Genomic DNA, 18726 nt, shown 5'->3' on the forward strand with positions numbered 1-18726 from the left:
AACAGACGGCATCGACTGTCAAGCCAGAGGGTGGCGTCAGACGCGAAAATGCTTCGACAGCTTCAGGCCCTGCGCCTGATAGTTCGAGCCGAGACCTGCGCCGTACATGCCTTCGGGTTTTTCCAGCATGTGTTCGTAGACCAGGCGGCCGACGATCTGGCCGTCTTCGAGAATGAAGGGGACCTCGTGACTGCGCACTTCGAGCACCGCGCGGCTGCCCCGCCCCCCTGCCGCCTCGTGGCCGAAGCCCGGATCGAAGAAACCGGCATAATGGACGCGGAACTCGCCGACCAGCGGATCGAAGGGCGTCATCTCCGCTGCATAGAGCGGCGGCACGTGCACCGCCTCGCGCGAAACGAGGATATAGAATTCGTCCGGATCGAGGATAAGCTCGTTGCGGCCGCGGCTGTAAAGCGGCTCCCAGAAATCGAAGATGTCGTGCTGAGCCTTCTTGTCGACATCGACGACAGCCGTGTGGTGTTTGCCGCGATAGCCGATCAGGCCGACGCTATCGCCGGAAAGATCGATCGACAGTGCGATGCCGCCGCCCGAGACATTCGGCCTGGCGGACGCCACGAGGGTTTCGTCATTGTGGAGCTGCAGGAGATCCGGCTCGCCGAGCAGCGCATTGCCGACCCGGAAGCGGATCTGCGACAGGCGCGAGCCGCGGCGCACCACGATCGGGAAGGTGCGGGGCGAGATTTCGAGATAGAGCGGGCCGGAATATCCGGCGGGGATCTTGTCGAACTCCTGGGCATAATCGGTGATCACGCGGGTAAAGATGTCGAGGCGACCGGTGGAGCTCTTAGGGTTAGCCGAGGCCGACATGTTGGCCGGCAGGTCCAGCCGTTCCATCAGCGGCACGATGTAGACGCAGCCGGTTTCCAGCACAGCACCTTCGGAAAGATCGATGACATGCAGCTTGAGGCGATCGAGCTTATCGGAGACCAGGCTCTTCGGACCCGGCATGAAGCTGGCGCGGACGCGGAATGCCTTGGCGCCGAGGCGCAGGTCGAGGCTTGCGGGCTGGACCTGGTCTAGATCGAGCTCCCGCTCGGAGATCAGCCGTCCACTGTCGAAGAGCGCCGCGATCGCGCGGTCCGCTAATATTCCTGTTTCGCGAGCCATCATGTCTCTCTCAAGTTTTCGACGCGACAAAACCAAATGCGAGCCATTGACGCAAGCGGGGCGCGGCGCTATGCCAATCTTATCCCGTGGTGATTTGGCCGGTCGGCTTGCAGCCACGTTAAATAAGTGGCTAAAAAGACCGGGTGCGAAACCGGTCTGCTTATGCGACCGGTTTTTTTGTTCTGAATGGGGAACACGCATGACTAACAAATGGCGCCCGGCAACTCAGCTCGTACACGGCGGCACGTTGCGCTCGCAATATGGCGAAACCTCGGAAGCGATCTTCCTGACCCAGGGTTTCGTTTATGACACGTCGGAAGCGGCGGAAGCCCGCTTCAAGGGCGAGACAGACGGCTTCATCTACGCGCGTTACGGCAGCCCCACCAACGACATGTTCGAAAAGCGCATGTGCATGCTGGAAGGCGCCGAAGATGCGCGCGCTACCGCCTCGGGCATGGCTGCCGTCACCGCCGCGATCCTCTGCCAGCTGAAGGCCGGCGACCATATCGTCGCGGCCCGCGCGCTGTTCGGCTCCTGCCGCTGGGTGGTCGAGACGCTTGCTCCGAAATACGGCATCGAATGCACGCTGGTCGACGGGCGCTTCCTTGAAAACTGGGAAAAGGCGATCACGCCGAAGACCAAGGTGTTCTTCCTGGAAAGCCCGACCAACCCGACGCTCGAAGTGGTCGATATTGCCGGCGTCGCCAGGCTCGCCAACCAGATCGGCGCCAAGGTGGTCGTCGACAACGTGTTTGCGACCCCGCTCTTCCAGAAGCCGCTGGAACTCGGCGCCCATATCGTCGTCTACTCCGCGACCAAGCACATCGACGGCCAGGGCCGCTGCCTCGGCGGCGTCGTGCTGTCCGACAAGGCATGGATCGACGAGAACCTGCACGACTATTTCCGTCATACCGGCCCGGCGATGTCGCCGTTCAATGCCTGGACGCTGCTGAAGGGCATCGAAACCCTGCCGCTGCGCGTCAAGCAGCAGACGGAAAGTGCCTCGAAGATCGCCGACTTCCTCGCCGAGCAGAAGCAGGTCGCAAAGGTCATCTATCCGGGTCGCAAGGACCATCCGCAGGCCGATATCATCGCCCGGCAGATGACGGGCGGCTCGACGCTGGTGTGCTTCGAGCTGAAGGGAGGCAAGGAAGCGGCCTTCAAGCTGCAGAACGCGCTGGAGATCGTGCAGATTTCCAACAATCTCGGCGACGCCAAGAGCCTGATCACCCATCCGGCGACGACGACGCACAAGAACCTGACGGACGAAGCCCGCGCCGAGCTCGGCATCACGCCCGGCACGGTGCGCCTGTCGGCCGGCATCGAGGATACGGACGACCTGATCGAGGATTTCGCGCGCGCGCTTTCCAAGGCGGGCCTGTAAGCCTTCGCTATTCAAGATCGTGGCCGGGGTGGTGGATCGATCAGAAATTCACCATCCCGGTTATCCTTAACTTCAACAAATACTCACACTCGGTTGTTCAAACCGCGAGATTTCTTGACGTTGCGGCACCTCTGTACAATATCGAAGCAGTGAGAATTGTTGAGGTGCCGCATGTATCGCGCCCGGACAAGAGATATCGATGTCGTCGTCGAACCCTATTATCTGGAGGAGCAATCCAACCCGGAAGAGAGTCGGTATGTCTGGGGTTATCGCATCGTCATCGAAAACCATTCAGCGCTCACCGTGCAGCTCGTGCATCGCTACTGGCACATCACCGACCAGAACGGCATCGTCGATGAGGTGGACGGGCCGGGGGTCGTCGGCGAGCAGCCGCGGCTGAAGCCCGGCGACAGTTACGAATATTCCTCCGGCTGTCCTCTCGACACGCCATCCGGGCTGATGTTCGGCCATTACGACATGCAGACCGATGACGGCGAGACCTTCGAGGTGACGATCCCGGCCTTTTCGCTGGATTCGCCGGGCCTGATGCGCGTTCTCAACTAGACCGCGCTACCGACGACAACCTGCAGGTTATGGGTGGCGTCGGTTTTTCTATTTGTTCCCCCTTCCCTCCTGCGGCATCTTGACGTGGTCAACCGGTCTTTGGGAGGAGAACTTGATGACGCTATCGATCGAGCGGACCATTCTGCTGGCGTCCTGCGCATTTCTGGCGCTTGCGGCCTTTACCCCGGCACTCGCACAAAACAAGAGCAGTTTCATCGATCAGAAGGACAGGCCGGATTTCGCTTCCGCACCGTGTCGCCGCAGATCGCCTGCGGCATGCTGAACGGCCAGTCCTTTGCCGAGGTCACGGCGCTGAAGGCCACGCATGTGGCCGGCGTGGGAACGGTTCCCGGCCATTGCCAGGTGACCGGCTATATCCGGCCGCAGGTTCGCTTCGAGATAACCCTGCCGGACAACTGGAACCGGCGGCTCTATATGTTCGGCAATGGCGGTTTTGCCGGCGAGGATCTTGCCGCGGCGTCGCGGATCGCGACCCGCAATGCGGCCCTTTCGAGAGGCTTCCTCACCGTCCAGCAAAACACCGGCCATGATGCGGTCACCTACAAGCTCGGGGATTTCGCGCAGGATCTTGGCCTCTTGATCGACTACGGCTCACGCGCGGTGCATGTGACGGTCGACACCGCCAAGGCGATCGCCGCGCGTTATTACGACCGGCATCCCTCCTTCTCCTACTGGGATGGCTGCTCGACCGGCGGGCGTCAGGGCCTGATGGCGGCGCAGCGTTATCCGGGCGATTTCGACGGCATCCTCGCCGGAGCTCCGGTTCTCGATCTCACCAATACGCAGATCTGGGGCGTCTGGAATGCGCGGGCTCTGCTCAAGGCGCCGATCAGCCGGGCTCAGCTTCCGGTGCTCGCAAAGGCTGTGATGGACAAGTGTGATGCGATCGACGGTGCCAAGGACGGGCTGATCGCCGATCCCCGTCAATGCAATTTCGATCCGGCCACGGACCTGAAGACCTGCGAGGCAGGAGGTTCCGACTGCTTCACGCCGGCGCAGGTGGAAACGCTGAAGACGCTCGCCGGCGGGGTGAAGATCAAGGGGGAGACGATTTTCCCCGGCGTACAGTTCGGCACCGAGGGTGTCGACCCGACCGGCGTGAGCGGCTGGGACATGTGGATGGTATCCGAGCAGGGGCCGAGCCGGCAGCTGGCTTATGGCGAGACCTTCGTCAAGAACATGGCGATGCTGCCCGCCTCGGGAAAGGCGATCGACTGGAAGACATTCGACTTCGATAGCGAATATCCGAAGATCGGCGCGATCCGCGAGATTGTCGATGCCACCAATCCGGATCTCAGCGAATTCCAAAAACGCGGTGGTCGGATGATCACCTATTTCGGCTGGTCCGACCCGGCGCTCAACCCGATGATGGGCGTCAATTATTATGAAGCCGTCCGCAAACAGATGGGCGCAGAGCGGACGGCAGAGTTCTACCGCCTGTTCATGGTGCCCGGCATGTTCCACTGCACCGCGGGCTACGGCATGGATGTCTTCGATGCCTTCACGCCACTGATGGACTGGGTGGAAAACGGCAAGGCGCCGACGGCGATCCAGGCGAGGCAAATCCAGGAAGGCAAGCCGGTTATGACGCGGCCCCTCTGCCCCTATCCTCAATCAGCCAGATATTCCGGCAGCGGCGACCTGAAAGACGGCGCGAACTTTGAATGCAAAATGCCTTGATGTGAGAACGGCGGGAGGAAACTCCCGCCGTTTGATGATCAGGCCGCGGCGAATTCGTCGGCCGTGTAGCGATAGGTGGTCGAGCAGAACTCGCAGGTGACCGCGATCTCGCCGTCTTCCTCACTCGCCTCGATCTCCTCGGCGGAGAACCCCGAGAGAACGCCCTTGATCTTGTCGCGCGAGCAGCTGCAGCGGTCGAACACCGGGTGCGGCGCATAGACCCGCACCCCGCGCTCATGGAACAGACGAAACAGCAGCCGTTCGATTGCGACCCGCGGGTCTGTCAGTTCGTCGGTGTCGATGGTTTCCACCAGCGTGCGGGCTTCGGCCCAGGAGTCGTCCCCGGGGAACTCGAAATCGCGCTCGTCACCATCGCCGCCATGCAGGTCCGGCTGGCGCATGCGCTCAGGCGCGTGCGGCAGGAACTGTGCGACCAGCCCGCCTGCCCGCCAGTTGTGACGCGGCTTGCCATCGGCATCGCGGTCGAAGAGCTCGGCGACGCCCAGACGGACCTTGGTCGGGATCTGTTCCGACTGACGGAAATAGACGCCGGCGATCTCCTCGAGCGATGAGCCGTCCATCGGCACGATGCCTTGATACGGCTGCATGCCGCGGCCCTGGTCGATGGTAAAGGCAAGCACTCCGCGTCCGAGGAGATCGGGCGGCGAGGTTTTGCCTTCCTCGACGGCAGCTGCGAGGGCTTCTTCATCATAACGGGCATAGGCACGAAGGCTGTCGGGCGTCGAGAAATCCGCGACCAGCAGATCGACCGGGCCGTCGCCCTTGGTCTGCACTGTGAACTTGCCATCGAATTTCAGCGAAGTGCCGAGCAGGGCCGTCAGCACGATCGCCTCGGCAAGCAGCCGCGCGACCGGGCCCGGATATTCGTGACGGCTGAGGATGGAGTTGAGCAGCGGCCCGAGCTGGACCGCACGGCCGCGCACGTCGAGACCCTCCACCTGGAAGGGAACGACCCGATCGTCTCCGGCAAAGTCGAGTTCGTTGAGTTCCACAGTCGCTTCCGCCATGATTTCACTCCTTCGCGCCGACCCAAACCTTTACACAAGCGCCAGCCCGAGCGGAACCGCTGGCCGGAGGAAAAGACGTCGACGATGTATGTTGAAACGCCAGTCCAGAAGACGGCGTATTGTTGAAAGCCGACAAATGGGGGATTGCGGGGCGGAAATCAAGGTTGATTGCCGCCGCAGGCTCTCCGCGTCATTCCATCCGGGACGTTGAACTCAGACGGCGCCGAAGCACCAGGCGAGAATGGACTTCTGTGCGTGCAGGCGGTTTTCAGCCTCGTCAAAGACAACCGACTGCGGACCGTCGATCACCTCGTCGGTGACTTCCTCGCCGCGGTGGGCCGGCAGGCAGTGCATGAACAGCGCATCCTTGTCGGCACGCTTCATCAGGTCGGCATTGACCTGGAACGGCTGAAAGACGTTGTGGCCGCGTGCCTTGTGCTCCTGGTTCATCGACACCCAGGTGTCGGTGACGACGCAGTCGGCGCCGGCAACCGCCTTTTCGGCATCATGGCATAGCATGATATTGCCGCCGTTGTTGCGCGCCCAGTTGAGGAACTTGTCGGCGGGCTCCGAGCCCATCGGCACCGCCATGTTCATGCGGTAGCCGAAACGGGCGGCGCCTTCCACGAAGGAATGCAGCACGTTGTTGCCGTCGCCGGTCCAGGCGACCGTCTTGCCGGCGATCGGCCCGCGATGCTCCTCGAAGGTCATAATATCGGCCATGATCTGGCAGGGGTGCGTGTCGTCGGTCAGGGCGTTGATGACCGGCACGGTCGCGTGTTCGGCAAGCTCGAGCATACGGGCGTGATCCGTTGTGCGGATCATGATGGCATCGACGTAACGCGACAGGACCTTGGCCGTATCGCCGATCGTCTCGGCGCGACCGAGCTGCATTTCGGTGCCCGACAGGAACAGCGTTTCGCCGCCGAGTTGGCGCATGCCGACATCGAAGGAGACGCGGGTGCGCGTTGAGGGTTTTTCGAAGATCATCGCCAACATCTTGCCGGCGAGCGGCTTTTCCGCCGTACCGGCCTTGGTCGCCTGCTTGCGGACCTTCGCGTCGTCGAGGATAGCCCTGAGATCAGCCGGGGAAACGGCAGAAAGATCGAGAAAATGCTTGGGAGATGCCATGTGATGTTCCCTGTGAAGCGGGAACCCAGCAACGGCGTCCCCCTTTTGCCCGCTCAGGCCGATTTTTTCATCTCGGAGGCAGAAAGTTTTTCCGCCGCCCTCTCGATGCGGGCAAGCCCCTCTCGGGCTTCCTCCGCCGTGACTGTGAGCGGTGGCAGGAGACGCACCACATTGTCGCCGGCCGGAATGGCCAGCATGTATTCGCCGCGTAGGGCGGCAACCAGATCACCCGCGGGCACCTTCGCCTTCACGCCGAGCAGCAGGCCTTCACCACGAATGTCCTCGATGACGTTGGGGAAGCGGTCCTTGAGGCTCGCGAGCCCCTGGCGCAAGACCAAGGCGACATCGCGGACGTTTTCCAGGAAGCCCTCGCCCAGGATCACGTCGAGCACGGCATTGCCGACCGCCGTGGCGAGCGGATTGCCGCCATAGGTCGTGCCATGGGTGCCAGCGGTCATGCCGGACGCGGCGTCCGCCGTCGCAAGGCACGCGCCGAGCGGGAAGCCGCCGCCGATGCCCTTGGCAAGCGCCATGATGTCAGGCGCCACGCCGGCCCATTCATAGGCGAACAGCCTGCCGGAACGGCCGACGCCGGTCTGCACTTCGTCGAAGATCAGCAGCAGACCGTTGTCGTCGCACACCTGGCGCAACGCCTGGAGGAATTCCTTAGGAACCGGCCGGACACCGCCCTCGCCCTGGATCGGCTCGATCAGAATAGCCGCCGTTGCATCGGTGATCGCAGCCTTCAGGGCGTCCATGTCGCCAAACGGTACCTGATCGAAACCCTGGACCTTCGGGCCGAAGCCTTCGAGATACTTTGCCTGGCCGCCGGCAGCGATGGTCGCCAGCGTACGGCCGTGGAAGGCGCCTTCGAAGGTAATGATATGGAAGCGCTCCGGATGCCCCTTCACGAACTGATAGCGCCGCGCGGTCTTGATGGCACATTCCAGCGCCTCGGCGCCGGAATTGGTGAAGAACACCTTATCCGCGAAAGAATTGTCGGCGAGACGACGCGACAGCGTCTCCTGGCCCGGCTGTTCGAAGATGTTGGACGTGTGCCAGACCTTGTCGGCCTGCGCCTTCAGCGCGCCGACCAGGTGGGGGTGGCCGTGACCAAGCGAATTGACGGCGACGCCGGAGCCGAAATCGAGATATCGCTCCCCACTTTCCGTCACAAGCCATACGCCCTCGCCGCGCTCGAAACGCAGCGGAGCCCGGGCAAACGTGTCGAAAAGCGCGGCTTCAGCCATGGCGACATCACTCCTCTAGGCAGTCCAGAAAGGCCCATGGAAAGGGCCGAAAAAATCAAAAATGCCGCCCACTGGGCGGCGGGGGCACTATCGGGGTTTAGGCCATCAATGTCAACAAAGCTCGGCGTTTTGGGCAGGCCTTGGCCGGAAAGCGGCAGGCGCCGGCCAATGTGACAAAAATGACTCTCCCGGACAGCAAGTTGGGGAAAACCACGAAATCGATTCCCGCAGATTCCCCCGACTCTTGCCACGGAGTCAGCCTCACACTAGGTTAAAGATCAATTACTAGACTGCATGCGGCGGAACTAGTCACCTCAAGCATAGATATAGTGGGTGCTGCGAAATGAATTTCGCAGCAAAGGTGGAAGGATTCTGCATGCCAGCAACGTTCAAAGGCGGAGAACGGGCATGAACTGGACAGACGAGCGTGTCGAGAAGCTCAAAAGATTATGGTCGGAGGGCCTCAGCGCCAGCCAGATCGCAGCGCAACTTGGAGGCGTAAGCCGAAATGCCGTGATCGGCAAGGTGCACCGTCTCAGCCTGCCGGGCCGAGCGAAAGCCGGCGGCACGGTAGCGACAGGCCGTTCATCTGCGGCCAAGCGCACGACATCGGCGCCGCGGGCTCCGAACTATGCATCGCGCGTCGCGACCCGGACCGTTACCCGCGCCGTCGGTGCGACGATGGTCAAGGAAGAGATCGAAATAGAACCCTATCAGGAGATGGAATATCGTCCCGCCTCCAACGTGGTGGTGCCGATCTCCCGTCGCCTTGCATTGACCGAACTTACCGAGCGCACCTGCAAGTGGCCGGTCGGCGATCCGCTCAAGGACGACTTCCACTTCTGTGGCTGCGAATCCCCGGATGCTTCGCCCTATTGCGGCTATCACGCAAAGCTCGCCTACCAGCCGGTCAACGAGCGTCGCAAGGTTGCCGCTCGGGTCTGAGCAGCGACGCGACACGAGGACAAGATCGAAAGCGGGCTCAGGCCCGCTTTTTTGTTGTGCATGGCAGATATGCCGGCCAAGCCTTGCTCGGGATCGGCATTGGACCTATCTGAAGGACGGCGAGGACGACCTCCCCCATTCGGGCAAAAACTCCGGGACGACCCGGAAAGCACCCAAGAGGTCATCATGCGCTCGACACGCGACCGTATTCGCCATGCCATCAGCTTCGAATTGATCGGGCTCGCTCTCATCACACCGCTCGGCTCGTTCGCCTTCGGCATGCCGGCCGCCGATATCGGCGTGGTGGGCATCGGCAGCGCGACGATCGCCACCGGCTGGAACTATCTCTACAATCTCGGCTTCGACCACCTGATGCAGCGCCTTACCGGCAGCACGCAGAAGAACACCGCCATACGCGTGGCGCATGCGGTACTGTTCGAACTTGGCCTGCTGATCGCGCTTCTGCCGCTGATCGCCTGGTATCTCGGCGTCAGCCTTGTCCATGCGCTGACGATGGACGTCTCGTTCGCGGCCTTCTACGTGGTCTATGCCTTCGTGTTCAACTGGGCCTATGATCGCATCTTTCCGCTGCCGGAATGGCAGCGTCAGACCGAAGCGGCTTGACGCCGCCTCTTCGAGGTTTCCATCGAATAATCCGCGCCGCGGATGGTGCGGATGTCATCCTGCCTGTCGGAGAAGTCGAGCGCCTTCCCGAGGCGCTCGACATATACGTCGACAGCCGCGCTCTTTTATCTCATGTCAGAACCTGACGGTGAACTCGCTTCCCTTGCCGACTTCCGATTTCACGATCAGGCGGGCTCTGTGCCGGGTCAGGATGTGTTTGACGATTGCAAGGCCGAGGCCCGTCCCTTTCTTGGAACGGCTGTCGGCCACGCTGACCCGGTAGAAGCGCTCGGTCAGCCTCGGAACGTGCTCGGCCGGAATGCCCGGTCCCTGGTCGACAACCGTCACCTCCACCGGATCGGAAGCGCCGTTGCGCAGATAGACGTCCACGAATTTGCCTTCCTGGCCGTATTTGCAGGCGTTCTCGATCAGGTTTTCGAAAACCTGGACGAGCTCGTCGCGATCACCCAGAACCTCCACCTTGCCTTCCGGCAGGTGCGTGCGGATCTCCACCCCGAGATCGTCGGCGAGCGGTACGAGCGCGTCCCGCACATGACCGATCAGCGGTTTCAGGTCGATCGTCTGATCCGGAGCGATATGGGACTTGAGCTCCAGGCGCGACAGCGACATGAGGTCGTCGACAAGGCGGCTCATGCGCGTCGCCTGGTCGAACATGATGGCCAGGAACCGCTCGTGCGCGGCGGGATCGGAGCGCGCCGGCCCCTGCAGGGTCTCGATGAAGCCTCTCAGCGACGCAAGCGGGGTGCGTAGCTCATGACTGGCATTGGCGACGAAATCCGAGCGCATCCGGTCGATGCGGCGCAGTTCCGAAATGTCCCGGAAGGAGAGAAGATAGAGCTTCTGCGCCGCGCCTTCCAAGCTTTGCTGGGTCGGCTGGCCGAGATCGATAGGCGCGATGCGCAGGGTATAGACGCGCTCGGAAGGCAGCCGCTCGGAATGTTCGATCTGGTTGGGCTCGTCGGTCGCGATAGTTTCCCGCACCATGTCGAGAATGCCGGGGGACCGTAGCCGGGCCGAAAGATGCGAACCGGGAGAAAGAATTCCAAAGGCCCTTTCGGCGGCCTTGTTCTGATAGAGGACCGTGACATCCTCGCCGAGCACGAAGGCCGGAATATCCAAGGCACCGAGGGTTGCCGCCACCTGGGGCAACGGCTGAAAGCCCGGCTGCTCTCTCTCGGCGACCTCGAGCACCGGCGGCGGAAGAACGGCAGGCTTGCGGCCGACGACGACCAGCACCAGGAGCAGCCAACCCACCAGGACGCCCACCCAGTCCATGCCGATCAGGAACGCGATCATTGCCAAGAGGGTCAGAAGCAGCAACAGAGCGCGTTCCTGGCGGCCCCTCGCAACGAGCGTGCCCAGACCTCGACGCCATTTCTCCAATACCGACTCCACAGACAGACTCGCAGCTTCCACAGGTTGAACACGCGCTCATATATCCCTTGCATGACAGATATACATCGCTTCCGTTGGGATATTGGAAAATTGGCGCTATCCGGAGAGTAGCGGAATTTCTAACTTGCGTTACATATCGGCTACCGCCTCGTATGGCGGATCGATCGGAGGAAGCACCATCATGGCGGATAAAACCGAAAGCCGGGCAGTCAGCATCGACATCAACGGCAAGCTCAAGCAGTTCGATATCGACGATCCGGTCCTGCCGGCCTGGATCGAGGAACATGCCCTCGGCTCCGGCGGATATCCCCATGACGACAAGCTCGACAAGGACAAATACGCCAAGCAGCTCGAAAAGCTGCAGGTCGAACTCGTCAAGGTGCAGTTCTGGCTGAAGGCGACCGGCAAGCGGATGATGGCGCTTTTCGAGGGCCGCGATGCGGCCGGCAAGGGCGGCACAATCTTTTCGATCAATGCCTATCTCAACCCGCGTTCGGCCCGCGTGGTGGCGCTCAACAAACCGACGGAGACCGAGGCCGGCCAATGGTATTTCCAGCGCTACATCTCGCATTTCCCGACATCCGGGGAGATCGTGCTCTTCGACCGCTCCTGGTACAACCGCGCCGGGGTCGAGCCGGTGATGGGTTTCTGCACGCCGGAACAGTACAAGGACTTCATGAAGGCGGTTCCGCGCTTCGAGGACACGATTTCCGACGAAGGCATCATCTTCTTCAAGTTCTGGCTGGATATCGGCCGCGAGATGCAGCTCAAGCGTTTCCATGACCGGCGGCACGATCCGCTCAAGATCTGGAAACTGTCTCCGATGGATATCGCCGCGTTCAACAAGTGGGACGACTACACCGAGAAACGCGACGCGATGCTTGAAAGGACCCACAACAAGGAGACACCATGGGCCGTCGTGCGGGCCAACGACAAGCGCCGTGCCCGCCTCAACCTCATTCGCCATATCCTGCTGTCGCTCGACTACGAGGGCAAGGACAAGGACGCTATCGGCGAGATCGACGACAAGATCTTCGGTTTCGGCCCGAAGTTCCTCCGATAAAGGTCATTGGCCGGGCAGGATGCGCACCGAATAGAGCAGCACCGCCCGGTCCGCGCCGTCGATGCCGCTGTTGAAGATCAGGCGGCCGGGCCGGTTGGGGGCGAGCGACCGCTCGAAGGTCACCCGGAAGAGCGCCTCCAGCTTCTCCTGGGTTGCCGTGAAGCGATGACGGCTGCAGTTGCCAAGGCTTCCGAAATCGCAGCGGACCGACAGTTGCACGGAACTGTTCTGCCCCGACTGCAGGGTCAGGGCTACCGTCGAACTCTTGCCGGCCATTTCGCGCAGCACTTCCGGCGGCACTTCGACCGAGACGTCGCCCCCGTCGCCGGACGTCGCCGATGCAATGCGGACGGCCTGCCCTTCCGATGCGGCCACCGCCTCGACTTTCGCCTGGCCGCCGGCTTTCATTTCCGCCGCCTTGGAGGGAACGAAGATTTCCACCCATTCATCCGAGAAGCCGCGGCGCGGATCGAATGCGACCGGGCCTCCCACCCCCTGGCCGGCGGCCGAGCGGTCGGCCGACTTCATGGCTTCCTCGACGATCGATTGCACCAGGCCGGATTGATAGAACCACCAGCAGGCACCGCCGACCACGCCAAGGGTGACGACCCAGGTCAGCAGATGCGACAGGAAACCGCGACGCTTTCGCGGTTTGGCGGCCCGTTCCGGGGGAACGTCCAGTCCGCTATCGGAGGACGGGCGGGCGTTCCTGTTCGGCTTGCCCGGCTTTGCCTCTTTCGCCGGCGGTTCCGGCTGGAAAGGCTCGGCTTCGATCCGCGCGCCTCGCGCGGGGCTGACGCCACCGAGATCGCCGGAGGACATCGCAGCAGCGGATGGAGCGCGCGTCTCACCCGAAACGGTATCGATGGACGGCGCGGCAGGTGAAGGTGGTGCCTGCCGTTGCGGCGCATCCGGCCGCAGCCGAGCCTCCATGACCGGAGACTCCACGGCCATGGGTTCTGCCGCATATGGCTGTTCCGGATCGAGTTCGACGGAGGGTTCCGGCGCCGGTTCGGCCAGGCGCTCGACTTCCGCCATCTCGATCTCGTGGATCTTACGTTCCAGGAGTTCATGCTGCTGCATGATGATCAGCCGGTCGGTAACGCCTTGCTTGCGAAGGCCGGCGTCCAGTGCCTGGCGCGCCGACTGATAAATACGCGCCCGGATCTCCCGGTCCGCCCGGTTCGAGCGATCCAGTGCGTTTCTGATGGCCGTTTCCAAACCGCTCACTGCCGGTCCTTCTTCATTCTCATTCCCACTGCGCGGGAGTTTACGTTTCGGTAACCTCTCCGCCGCGGAACTGCAAGCACCGCCTTCGACTGCACCATGGCCAAAAATAAGGACAGGATATGTCGGGGGGCTTTCGCCGGACGTCGCGAAGATCTGCTGCGAAAATCTTTCCACCGGCTTTTCGAGCCTGCCGCGATCTGGTAGACGGATTTACGTTTGCGTAAAGGTCAATCGGGAGGTTTTTGATCCATGCTTCCAGCAGTCCTCAAGGACAGGCTCCGCCTGCCCGTGGTCGCGTCGCCGCTGTTCATCATTTCCCATCCGGAACTGACGCTGGCGCAATGCAAGGCCGGCGTCGTCGGCGCCTTCCCCGCCCTCAATGCGCGGCCGGAAAGCCAGCTCGACGAATGGCTGGCCATGATCACGGAGGATCTCGCCAGCTATAACGCCGCCAATCCCGCCAGGCCTGCCGCTCCCTTTGCCGTCAATCAGATCGTCCATACCTCCAACAAGCGCCTGGAGCACGACCTGATGATGTGCGTGAAATACAAGGTGCCGATCGTCATTTCCTCGCTCGGCGCCGTGCCGGAGGTGAATGCCGCCGTGCATTCCTATGGCGGCATCGTGCTGCACGACATCATCAACAACCGCCACGCCAATTCGGCGATCCGCAAGGGCGCCGACGGACTGATTGCGGTCGCTGCCGGCGCCGGCGGGCATGCCGGCACGCTGTCGCCTTTCGCGCTGGTGCAGGAAATCCGGGAATGGTTCGACGGGCCGCTGCTGCTCGCCGGGGCTATCGCCACCGGCGGCGGCATCCTTGCCGCCCAGGCCATGGGCGCCGACATGGCCTATATCGGCTCGCCCTTCATCGCCACGAAGGAGGCGCGCGCCGTCGATGGCTACAAGCAGATGATCGTCGATTCGAATGCTGCCGACGTCGTCTACTCCAACTATTTTACCGGCATTCACGGCAACTATCTCAAGGGTTCCATCACCGCCACCGGCATGGACCCGGACGCCCTTCCGGTCGCCGATCCGTCCAAGATGGATTTCGACCAGGCGGTCAGCGGGCCGAAGGCCTGGAAGGAGATCTGGGGGGCAGGCCAGGGCGTCGGCGCAGTCAAGGCGGTGGTTCCGGTCGCGGAACTCGTCGACCGGCTGGAAAGCGAATACCGGGCGGCACGCGAGCGCCTCGCAGTTTGAACTGCGGGGCCGGATAATAACCGTCTTTCCAGGAAAATCGTCGAGAAGCCCAAAACCCGGCTTGAAATCGCAGGTCATTGCCTGTATCAGCCGCATCACTCGCAGCCCGGCCAAACCGGTCGCTGCCCGTGCCGCTTTAGCTCAGGTGGTAGAGCACATCATTCGTAATGATGGGGTCGCAGGTTCGAGTCCTGCAAGCGGCACCACTTATCTTCCAATTCTTCCCAGCGCCTGCGTCGCCGATATCTCGGCGCGAAGGCCGGCGGGCGTCAACCCGCCACAAGGCTCGTTTCGTCGTCCAGGCAATCGCTTTGGAGCTGCATCTGGACGGCGTGCATGAACAGGCCGGCCTGGCGGGAGATTTCCTCGTCTGCCACGCCCTGAGCTCTGAGAGTTGCCGCGAAACCGGCCATTTCCGATCGCCAGAAACGATTCGCCTGTTCGCCGTGAAGCCGTAGAAGCGCTTCGGCGCAACGTTTTACGTCAGCGGTGCGCCGGTCGGCGGGGAATTGCAGCAGCGTCATGCCATCTCCATAAGGTCGGGCGAATCGCCCAGGGATCGCAGCACATTGGCCGCCAGTCCTTCACAAAGGCTGAACGACTGGAGGTATCTGGTGCAGGGAAGGTGGATGTCGAGGCCATCGCTGCGGGGACGGCGCTCTTGACAGGAGCTCTCCGCAGTTTCCCAACTGGCAAAATTACCCGAGTTGGCGCTGCCAACCCTTGCCGTCCGGGCTTTGCCCGCCTAACTTGAGTTCACACTGCGAGTGCCGCAAGGCTTCGCACGTAAGCGTTAACGTCACTCAACGCGCTGATCGACCGGGCATTGCCGGTTTCGATCTGCGCGGTCGTGTCCGGCAGGTCGATATCGGCAGCCCGTGAAAGGACACAGATGAACGACCTTACCACCCAGGACCAGACTTCCTTCGCTCCCAGGATCGAGCGCATCCGTCACGAACTCAAGCGTCGCGTGCTGACGGTCGAAACCGTCGAGCGCATCACGCCGCAGATGCTGCGCATCACGCTCACCGGCGAGGATCTTTCGGATTTCGTCAGCGCTGCGCCGGACGACCACGTCAAGATATTCCTGCCGATCGACGCCGGCGAACCCGAGCGTCGCGACTATACGCCCCGGCGGTATGACCAGGACGCCAGGTCCCTGGTGCTCGATTTCGCCGTCCACGATGCCGGTCCCGCCACGCGATGGGCGCTCGATGCCGTGCCCGGCAGCACGTTGTCGATCGGCGGCCCGCGCGGTTCGGCCGTCATCTCCGGCGTGAAACGCTGGCTGCTTGTCGGTGACGAGACCGGGCTTCCGGCGATGGGCCGCCGCATCGAAGAGGCAGGCGAAGACGCCGTGATCACGAGTATCGGGCTGGTCACAGGGCCTGAAGAGGAACAGGTCTTCGAGACGCGGGCGTCGCTCGAGACGATCTGGATACACCGCCCCCTTTCCCGCGCCACGGATGCCTCCGGACTGATCTCCGTCCTCGATACGATCGCACTTGAGCCCGAGACCTTCGTCTGGATCGCCGCCGAAGCCTCGGTCGCCCGTGCCGCTCGCGCCCATCTGGTCGAAAAGCGCGGATATCCGCTCGCCTGGATCAAGGCCGCCGGATATTGGGCCGAGGGCAAGGCGGATGCCCACGAGACGATCGGGGACTGAACCAAAAACAAAAGGCCGCGCCATCCTGGCTTGGATGGGCGCGGCCTTTTCAATGCTCGAATGGGATCAGCGGTGCTTTCGCGGGGTCATCGGATCGCTGATGCGGGCCGTCTGGAACGTGTCGGGCAGTTGTGTGAGCTCGATCGCCGAAACGATCCCGGCGCGATTGAAGGGATCGCCTTGCGCAAAAGCCTGCGCCTCCTCAAAGCTCGCAGCCTCGAGGATACCAAAATTGCCGATCGCCGAGCCACCGTCATCGACGAGGGCGGAGCCGATCAGGACCGCAGCGAGGCCTTCTCCGCCCGACTGGACCCAAGCCCGGTGTGACGGGCGATGGGTATCGCGGGCGGCGTCCTGGCCTTCATGGTGCAGGCAGCGCATCAGGAAGAACATCGGATCAGGCCGCATTTTCCAAGACGACCATGCCGGCGCCGGTCATCGAGGCCGGGGCATGGTAGTGCTTGTGGATGAGGTTGACGTCGCTGTTCATCGCGGCACGCATGACGAGCCACATGATCAACTCGGCGCCTTCTGAACCGAACTGTTCGACATAGTCCTCGCGGCTCATGGCGCGATAGGGTTCCGGATTGTTGGCGATGCCGTCCAGCCAGGCGCGGTCCGCTGCCTGGTTGATGAATCCGGCGCGGGCACCCTGCAGTTGATGTGACAGGCCGCCGGTGCCGAGGATGACGACGCGTTCGTCGCCCGGCCAGCTTTCGATCGCTTCGCGCAGAACTGTGCCCATGTCCCAGCAGCGCTGCGGCGTCGGGATCGGATACTGGATGGTGTTGACCCAGATCGGCAGGACCTTCACCGGCCAGGCTTCCGGCCGGCCGAAAAACAGCTCCATCGGCACCTGCAGGCCGTGATCCACCTCGATCTCGCGGCAGACCATCGGGTCGAAATGCCGCTCGACCAGCTTGTCGACGAAATGCCAGGAGAAATCCACTGCCCCTTCGAATGCCGGGATGGCGCGCGGCCCCCAGCCTTCGTCGACCGGATTGTAGGTTTCGGCAACCCCGACGGCGAAGGTCGGCACCCGGTCGAGGAAGAAGGTATTGCCGTGATCGTTGAAGACGACGACGGCAATATCGGGCTTGGCGTCCCGCATCCACTGCTTGCCGACTTCGTAACCGTCGAAGAACGGCTTCCAGTCCGGCGTGTCGCGCAGCCCCTTGTCGAGCGCGGCACCGATCGAAGGAACGTGGCTCGTTCCGAGCCCACCGATGATCTTAGCCATTGCGCTTTTTCCCCAGCCGCAGATGCAGGAAGTCTTCGTGTTCCATACTGGCCTGGGCCGCACCGATCCTGGTGATCGGGGTCGGATCCACCGCGGAAATCTTCAGGATGAAGAACAGATTGCCGCCAAGGCGCACCATCTCGTGCCAGTCTCGGCCCATGACCGCAGACTTCTCGTGGGCGCTCAGGCCGAAACTGTCGAGATAGGCCTCTTCATCGGCTTTGAAGGCTGCGCGGTTGGCGGGCTGGCCAAGCGCCATCGCCATCTTGTTGATCCGGTAGCCGCGGATCGAGCCTGCCCGGTCGAAGAGCGGGGTATCCGGTATCGTGGCTGCTACTTCACTCATTGGGATTCTCCAAATCTGCGCGCCAGCCATTCGGTGATGGCGGCGGTCGTTTCCACGGGTCGTTCGAGGGGAGCGAAGTGCCCGGCATTTTCGATGATGACGAGTTCTGCATCCGGCGCTGCGGCGGCGATTTCCTGGTGCTGGGCGATCGGGCTCCAGCCATCCTGGCGAGCGGCGACAAGCAGGACAGGACAACGAAGATCGGCGATATAGGCGCTCGCGTCCGGCCGGCCGATAAGCGCGCGGATCTGGCGCTCGTGTATTTCGGAACCGGCTCTAAGGACCATGGCACGCAGGGTATCGATCAGTTCTCTGTCGTCGACACGGGCCGGGTCGAGCATCGGCGGCAGCCATTGCTGCGCAAGTTCATCGATGCTGCGGTTGCCGAGATCGATCATCTGCTGACGCTTGACTTCCTCGCCTTCGCGCTTCGGATGATGCCCGGTGTTGGCCAGCACGAGACCGCGAACCCGGTCCGGCGCCATGCGAGCCATTTCCAGGGCGACGCGGCCGCCCATCGAGTGACCGACAGCAACGATATCGCCAGCCGTCTCGTCGAGAAGCGTTCGGGACATTCCGGTGATCGATATGCCGCCGGAGAGATCGGCGTGATGAACCGGCATGACGCCAGACACCGCTTCTGCCAAGGGCGCCCAGACGATGGCGTCCGATACAAGCCCGGGTATGAGAACAAGGGTCGTCATGATCTTCCTGTCGGACCAGCCTGTGTGGGGCAGATCGCCCCAATCGCAAGCCGAAAATTCTCTGGCCCAATGTATACATCAATTTTATTCAGGATACAAT

Annotated in this window: 20 protein-coding genes, 1 tRNA gene and 1 riboswitch; of the genes, 9 read left to right on the forward strand and 12 right to left on the reverse strand. The window is 62.3% G+C overall.

What is annotated here, in order from left to right:
* Positions 1–36: 36 nt before the first annotated feature.
* Positions 37–1131, reverse strand: a complete 1095-nt coding sequence (locus GQ59_RS06920; RefSeq protein WP_037079290.1) for a 2'-deoxycytidine 5'-triphosphate deaminase — start codon at positions 1129–1131, stop codon at positions 37–39.
* A gap of 73 nt (positions 1132–1204) precedes the next feature.
* Positions 1205–1283: riboswitch (SAM riboswitch) on the forward strand.
* 44 nt (positions 1284–1327) lie between these two features.
* On the opposite strand from GQ59_RS06920, the gene GQ59_RS06925 reads away from it, so the two are divergent.
* From GQ59_RS06925 to GQ59_RS06935, 3 genes are all read left to right on the forward strand, one after another.
* Positions 1328–2512 (forward strand): O-succinylhomoserine sulfhydrylase, encoded by a 1185-nt coding sequence (locus tag GQ59_RS06925; RefSeq protein ID WP_037079291.1) that lies wholly within the window; start codon positions 1328–1330, stop codon positions 2510–2512.
* 171 nt (positions 2513–2683) lie between these two features.
* On the forward strand, positions 2684–3076 hold the full coding sequence (gene apaG, locus GQ59_RS06930) for a Co2+/Mg2+ efflux protein ApaG (protein ID WP_037079292.1): 393 nt from the start codon (positions 2684–2686) through the stop codon (positions 3074–3076).
* Positions 3077–3328: 252 nt separating this feature from the next.
* A complete protein-coding gene (locus GQ59_RS06935; RefSeq protein WP_051903853.1) occupies positions 3329–4777 on the forward strand; it encodes a tannase/feruloyl esterase family alpha/beta hydrolase in 1449 nt (482 codons plus the stop codon).
* Positions 4778–4815: 38 nt separating this feature from the next.
* Here the strand turns inward: GQ59_RS06935 and GQ59_RS06940 are convergent, their stop codons facing one another.
* The 3 genes from GQ59_RS06940 to GQ59_RS06950 all read right to left on the reverse strand — a co-directional run bounded on the left by GQ59_RS06940 (position 4816) and on the right by GQ59_RS06950 (position 8186).
* Positions 4816–5805 (reverse strand): Hsp33 family molecular chaperone, encoded by a 990-nt coding sequence (locus GQ59_RS06940; protein WP_037079294.1) that lies wholly within the window; start codon positions 5803–5805, stop codon positions 4816–4818.
* 213 nt (positions 5806–6018) lie between these two features.
* Positions 6019–6936 (reverse strand): ornithine carbamoyltransferase, encoded by a 918-nt coding sequence (gene argF, locus GQ59_RS06945; protein WP_037079295.1) that lies wholly within the window; start codon positions 6934–6936, stop codon positions 6019–6021.
* Positions 6937–6989: 53 nt separating this feature from the next.
* Positions 6990–8186 (reverse strand): aspartate aminotransferase family protein, encoded by a 1197-nt coding sequence (locus GQ59_RS06950; RefSeq protein WP_037079296.1) that lies wholly within the window; start codon positions 8184–8186, stop codon positions 6990–6992.
* Positions 8187–8594: 408 nt separating this feature from the next.
* Here GQ59_RS06950 and GQ59_RS06955 point away from each other — a divergent pair, with 408 nt between their 5' ends.
* Together GQ59_RS06955 and GQ59_RS06960 are read left to right on the forward strand one after the other, a co-directional pair.
* The gene (locus GQ59_RS06955; protein WP_037079298.1) at positions 8595–9131 is read left to right on the forward strand and encodes a GcrA family cell cycle regulator; all 537 of its coding nucleotides are present in this window, start codon (positions 8595–8597) and stop codon (positions 9129–9131) included.
* Between the two features lie 186 nt (positions 9132–9317).
* Positions 9318–9755, forward strand: a complete 438-nt coding sequence (locus GQ59_RS06960) for a PACE efflux transporter (protein ID WP_037079299.1) — start codon at positions 9318–9320, stop codon at positions 9753–9755.
* A gap of 135 nt (positions 9756–9890) precedes the next feature.
* On the opposite strand, the gene phoR is transcribed toward GQ59_RS06960, so the two are convergent.
* The gene (gene phoR / locus GQ59_RS06965; RefSeq protein ID WP_051903878.1) at positions 9891–11072 is read right to left on the reverse strand and encodes a phosphate regulon sensor histidine kinase PhoR; all 1182 of its coding nucleotides are present in this window, start codon (positions 11070–11072) and stop codon (positions 9891–9893) included.
* A gap of 280 nt (positions 11073–11352) precedes the next feature.
* Here phoR and ppk2 point away from each other — a divergent pair, with 280 nt between their 5' ends.
* A complete protein-coding gene (gene ppk2, locus GQ59_RS06970; protein WP_037079300.1) occupies positions 11353–12234 on the forward strand; it encodes a polyphosphate kinase 2 in 882 nt (293 codons plus the stop codon).
* 3 nt (positions 12235–12237) lie between these two features.
* On the opposite strand, the gene GQ59_RS06975 is transcribed toward ppk2, so the two are convergent.
* Positions 12238–13464: a hypothetical protein gene (locus tag GQ59_RS06975; RefSeq protein ID WP_037079302.1), complete on the reverse strand. Its 1227-nt coding sequence runs from the start codon at positions 13462–13464 to the stop codon at positions 12238–12240.
* 249 nt (positions 13465–13713) lie between these two features.
* On the opposite strand from GQ59_RS06975, the gene GQ59_RS06980 reads away from it, so the two are divergent.
* Together GQ59_RS06980 and GQ59_RS06985 are read left to right on the forward strand one after the other, a co-directional pair.
* Complete coding sequence (locus tag GQ59_RS06980; RefSeq protein WP_037079304.1) at positions 13714–14670, forward strand: NAD(P)H-dependent flavin oxidoreductase; 957 nt, start codon at positions 13714–13716, stop codon at positions 14668–14670.
* A 130-nt stretch (positions 14671–14800) separates the two neighbouring features.
* Positions 14801–14876: transfer RNA gene (locus GQ59_RS06985), tRNA-Thr, on the forward strand.
* Positions 14877–14939: 63 nt separating this feature from the next.
* On the opposite strand, the gene GQ59_RS06990 is transcribed toward GQ59_RS06985, so the two are convergent.
* Positions 14940–15194, reverse strand: a complete 255-nt coding sequence (locus tag GQ59_RS06990; RefSeq protein ID WP_037079306.1) for a DUF6074 family protein — start codon at positions 15192–15194, stop codon at positions 14940–14942.
* A 232-nt stretch (positions 15195–15426) separates the two neighbouring features.
* Positions 15427–15579 carry a hypothetical protein gene (locus GQ59_RS32320; protein ID WP_156376346.1) on the reverse strand — a complete coding sequence of 51 codons (153 nt, stop codon included), beginning with the start codon at positions 15577–15579 and terminating at the stop codon, positions 15427–15429.
* Here GQ59_RS32320 and GQ59_RS06995 point away from each other — a divergent pair.
* Positions 15563–16336, forward strand: a complete 774-nt coding sequence (locus tag GQ59_RS06995) for a siderophore-interacting protein (RefSeq protein ID WP_037079308.1) — start codon at positions 15563–15565, stop codon at positions 16334–16336. The two genes, GQ59_RS32320 and GQ59_RS06995, sit on opposite strands and share 17 nt — an antisense overlap.
* 66 nt (positions 16337–16402) lie before the next feature.
* Here GQ59_RS06995 and GQ59_RS07000 read toward each other — a convergent pair whose 3' ends face one another.
* The 4 genes from GQ59_RS07000 to GQ59_RS07015 are packed head-to-tail and all read right to left on the reverse strand — an operon-like array spanning position 16403 to position 18626.
* Positions 16403–16744, reverse strand: a complete 342-nt coding sequence (locus tag GQ59_RS07000; protein WP_244447930.1) for a YciI family protein — start codon at positions 16742–16744, stop codon at positions 16403–16405.
* Positions 16734–17576, reverse strand: coding sequence for a class III extradiol dioxygenase family protein (locus tag GQ59_RS07005; protein ID WP_037079309.1), 843 nt, complete (start codon positions 17574–17576; stop codon positions 16734–16736). The genes GQ59_RS07000 and GQ59_RS07005 overlap by 11 nt, the downstream gene beginning before the upstream one ends.
* Positions 17569–17922 carry an extradiol ring-cleavage dioxygenase gene (locus GQ59_RS07010; RefSeq protein ID WP_037079310.1) on the reverse strand — a complete coding sequence of 118 codons (354 nt, stop codon included), beginning with the start codon at positions 17920–17922 and terminating at the stop codon, positions 17569–17571. Before GQ59_RS07010 ends, GQ59_RS07005 begins: the two co-directional genes overlap by 8 nt.
* A complete protein-coding gene (locus GQ59_RS07015; protein ID WP_037079311.1) occupies positions 17919–18626 on the reverse strand; it encodes an alpha/beta fold hydrolase in 708 nt (235 codons plus the stop codon). Before GQ59_RS07015 ends, GQ59_RS07010 begins: the two co-directional genes overlap by 4 nt.
* Positions 18627–18726: the final 100 nt, after the last annotated feature.

Source organism: Neorhizobium vignae (assembly GCF_000732195.1).
Classification (GTDB): domain Bacteria; phylum Pseudomonadota; class Alphaproteobacteria; order Rhizobiales; family Rhizobiaceae; genus Neorhizobium; species Neorhizobium vignae.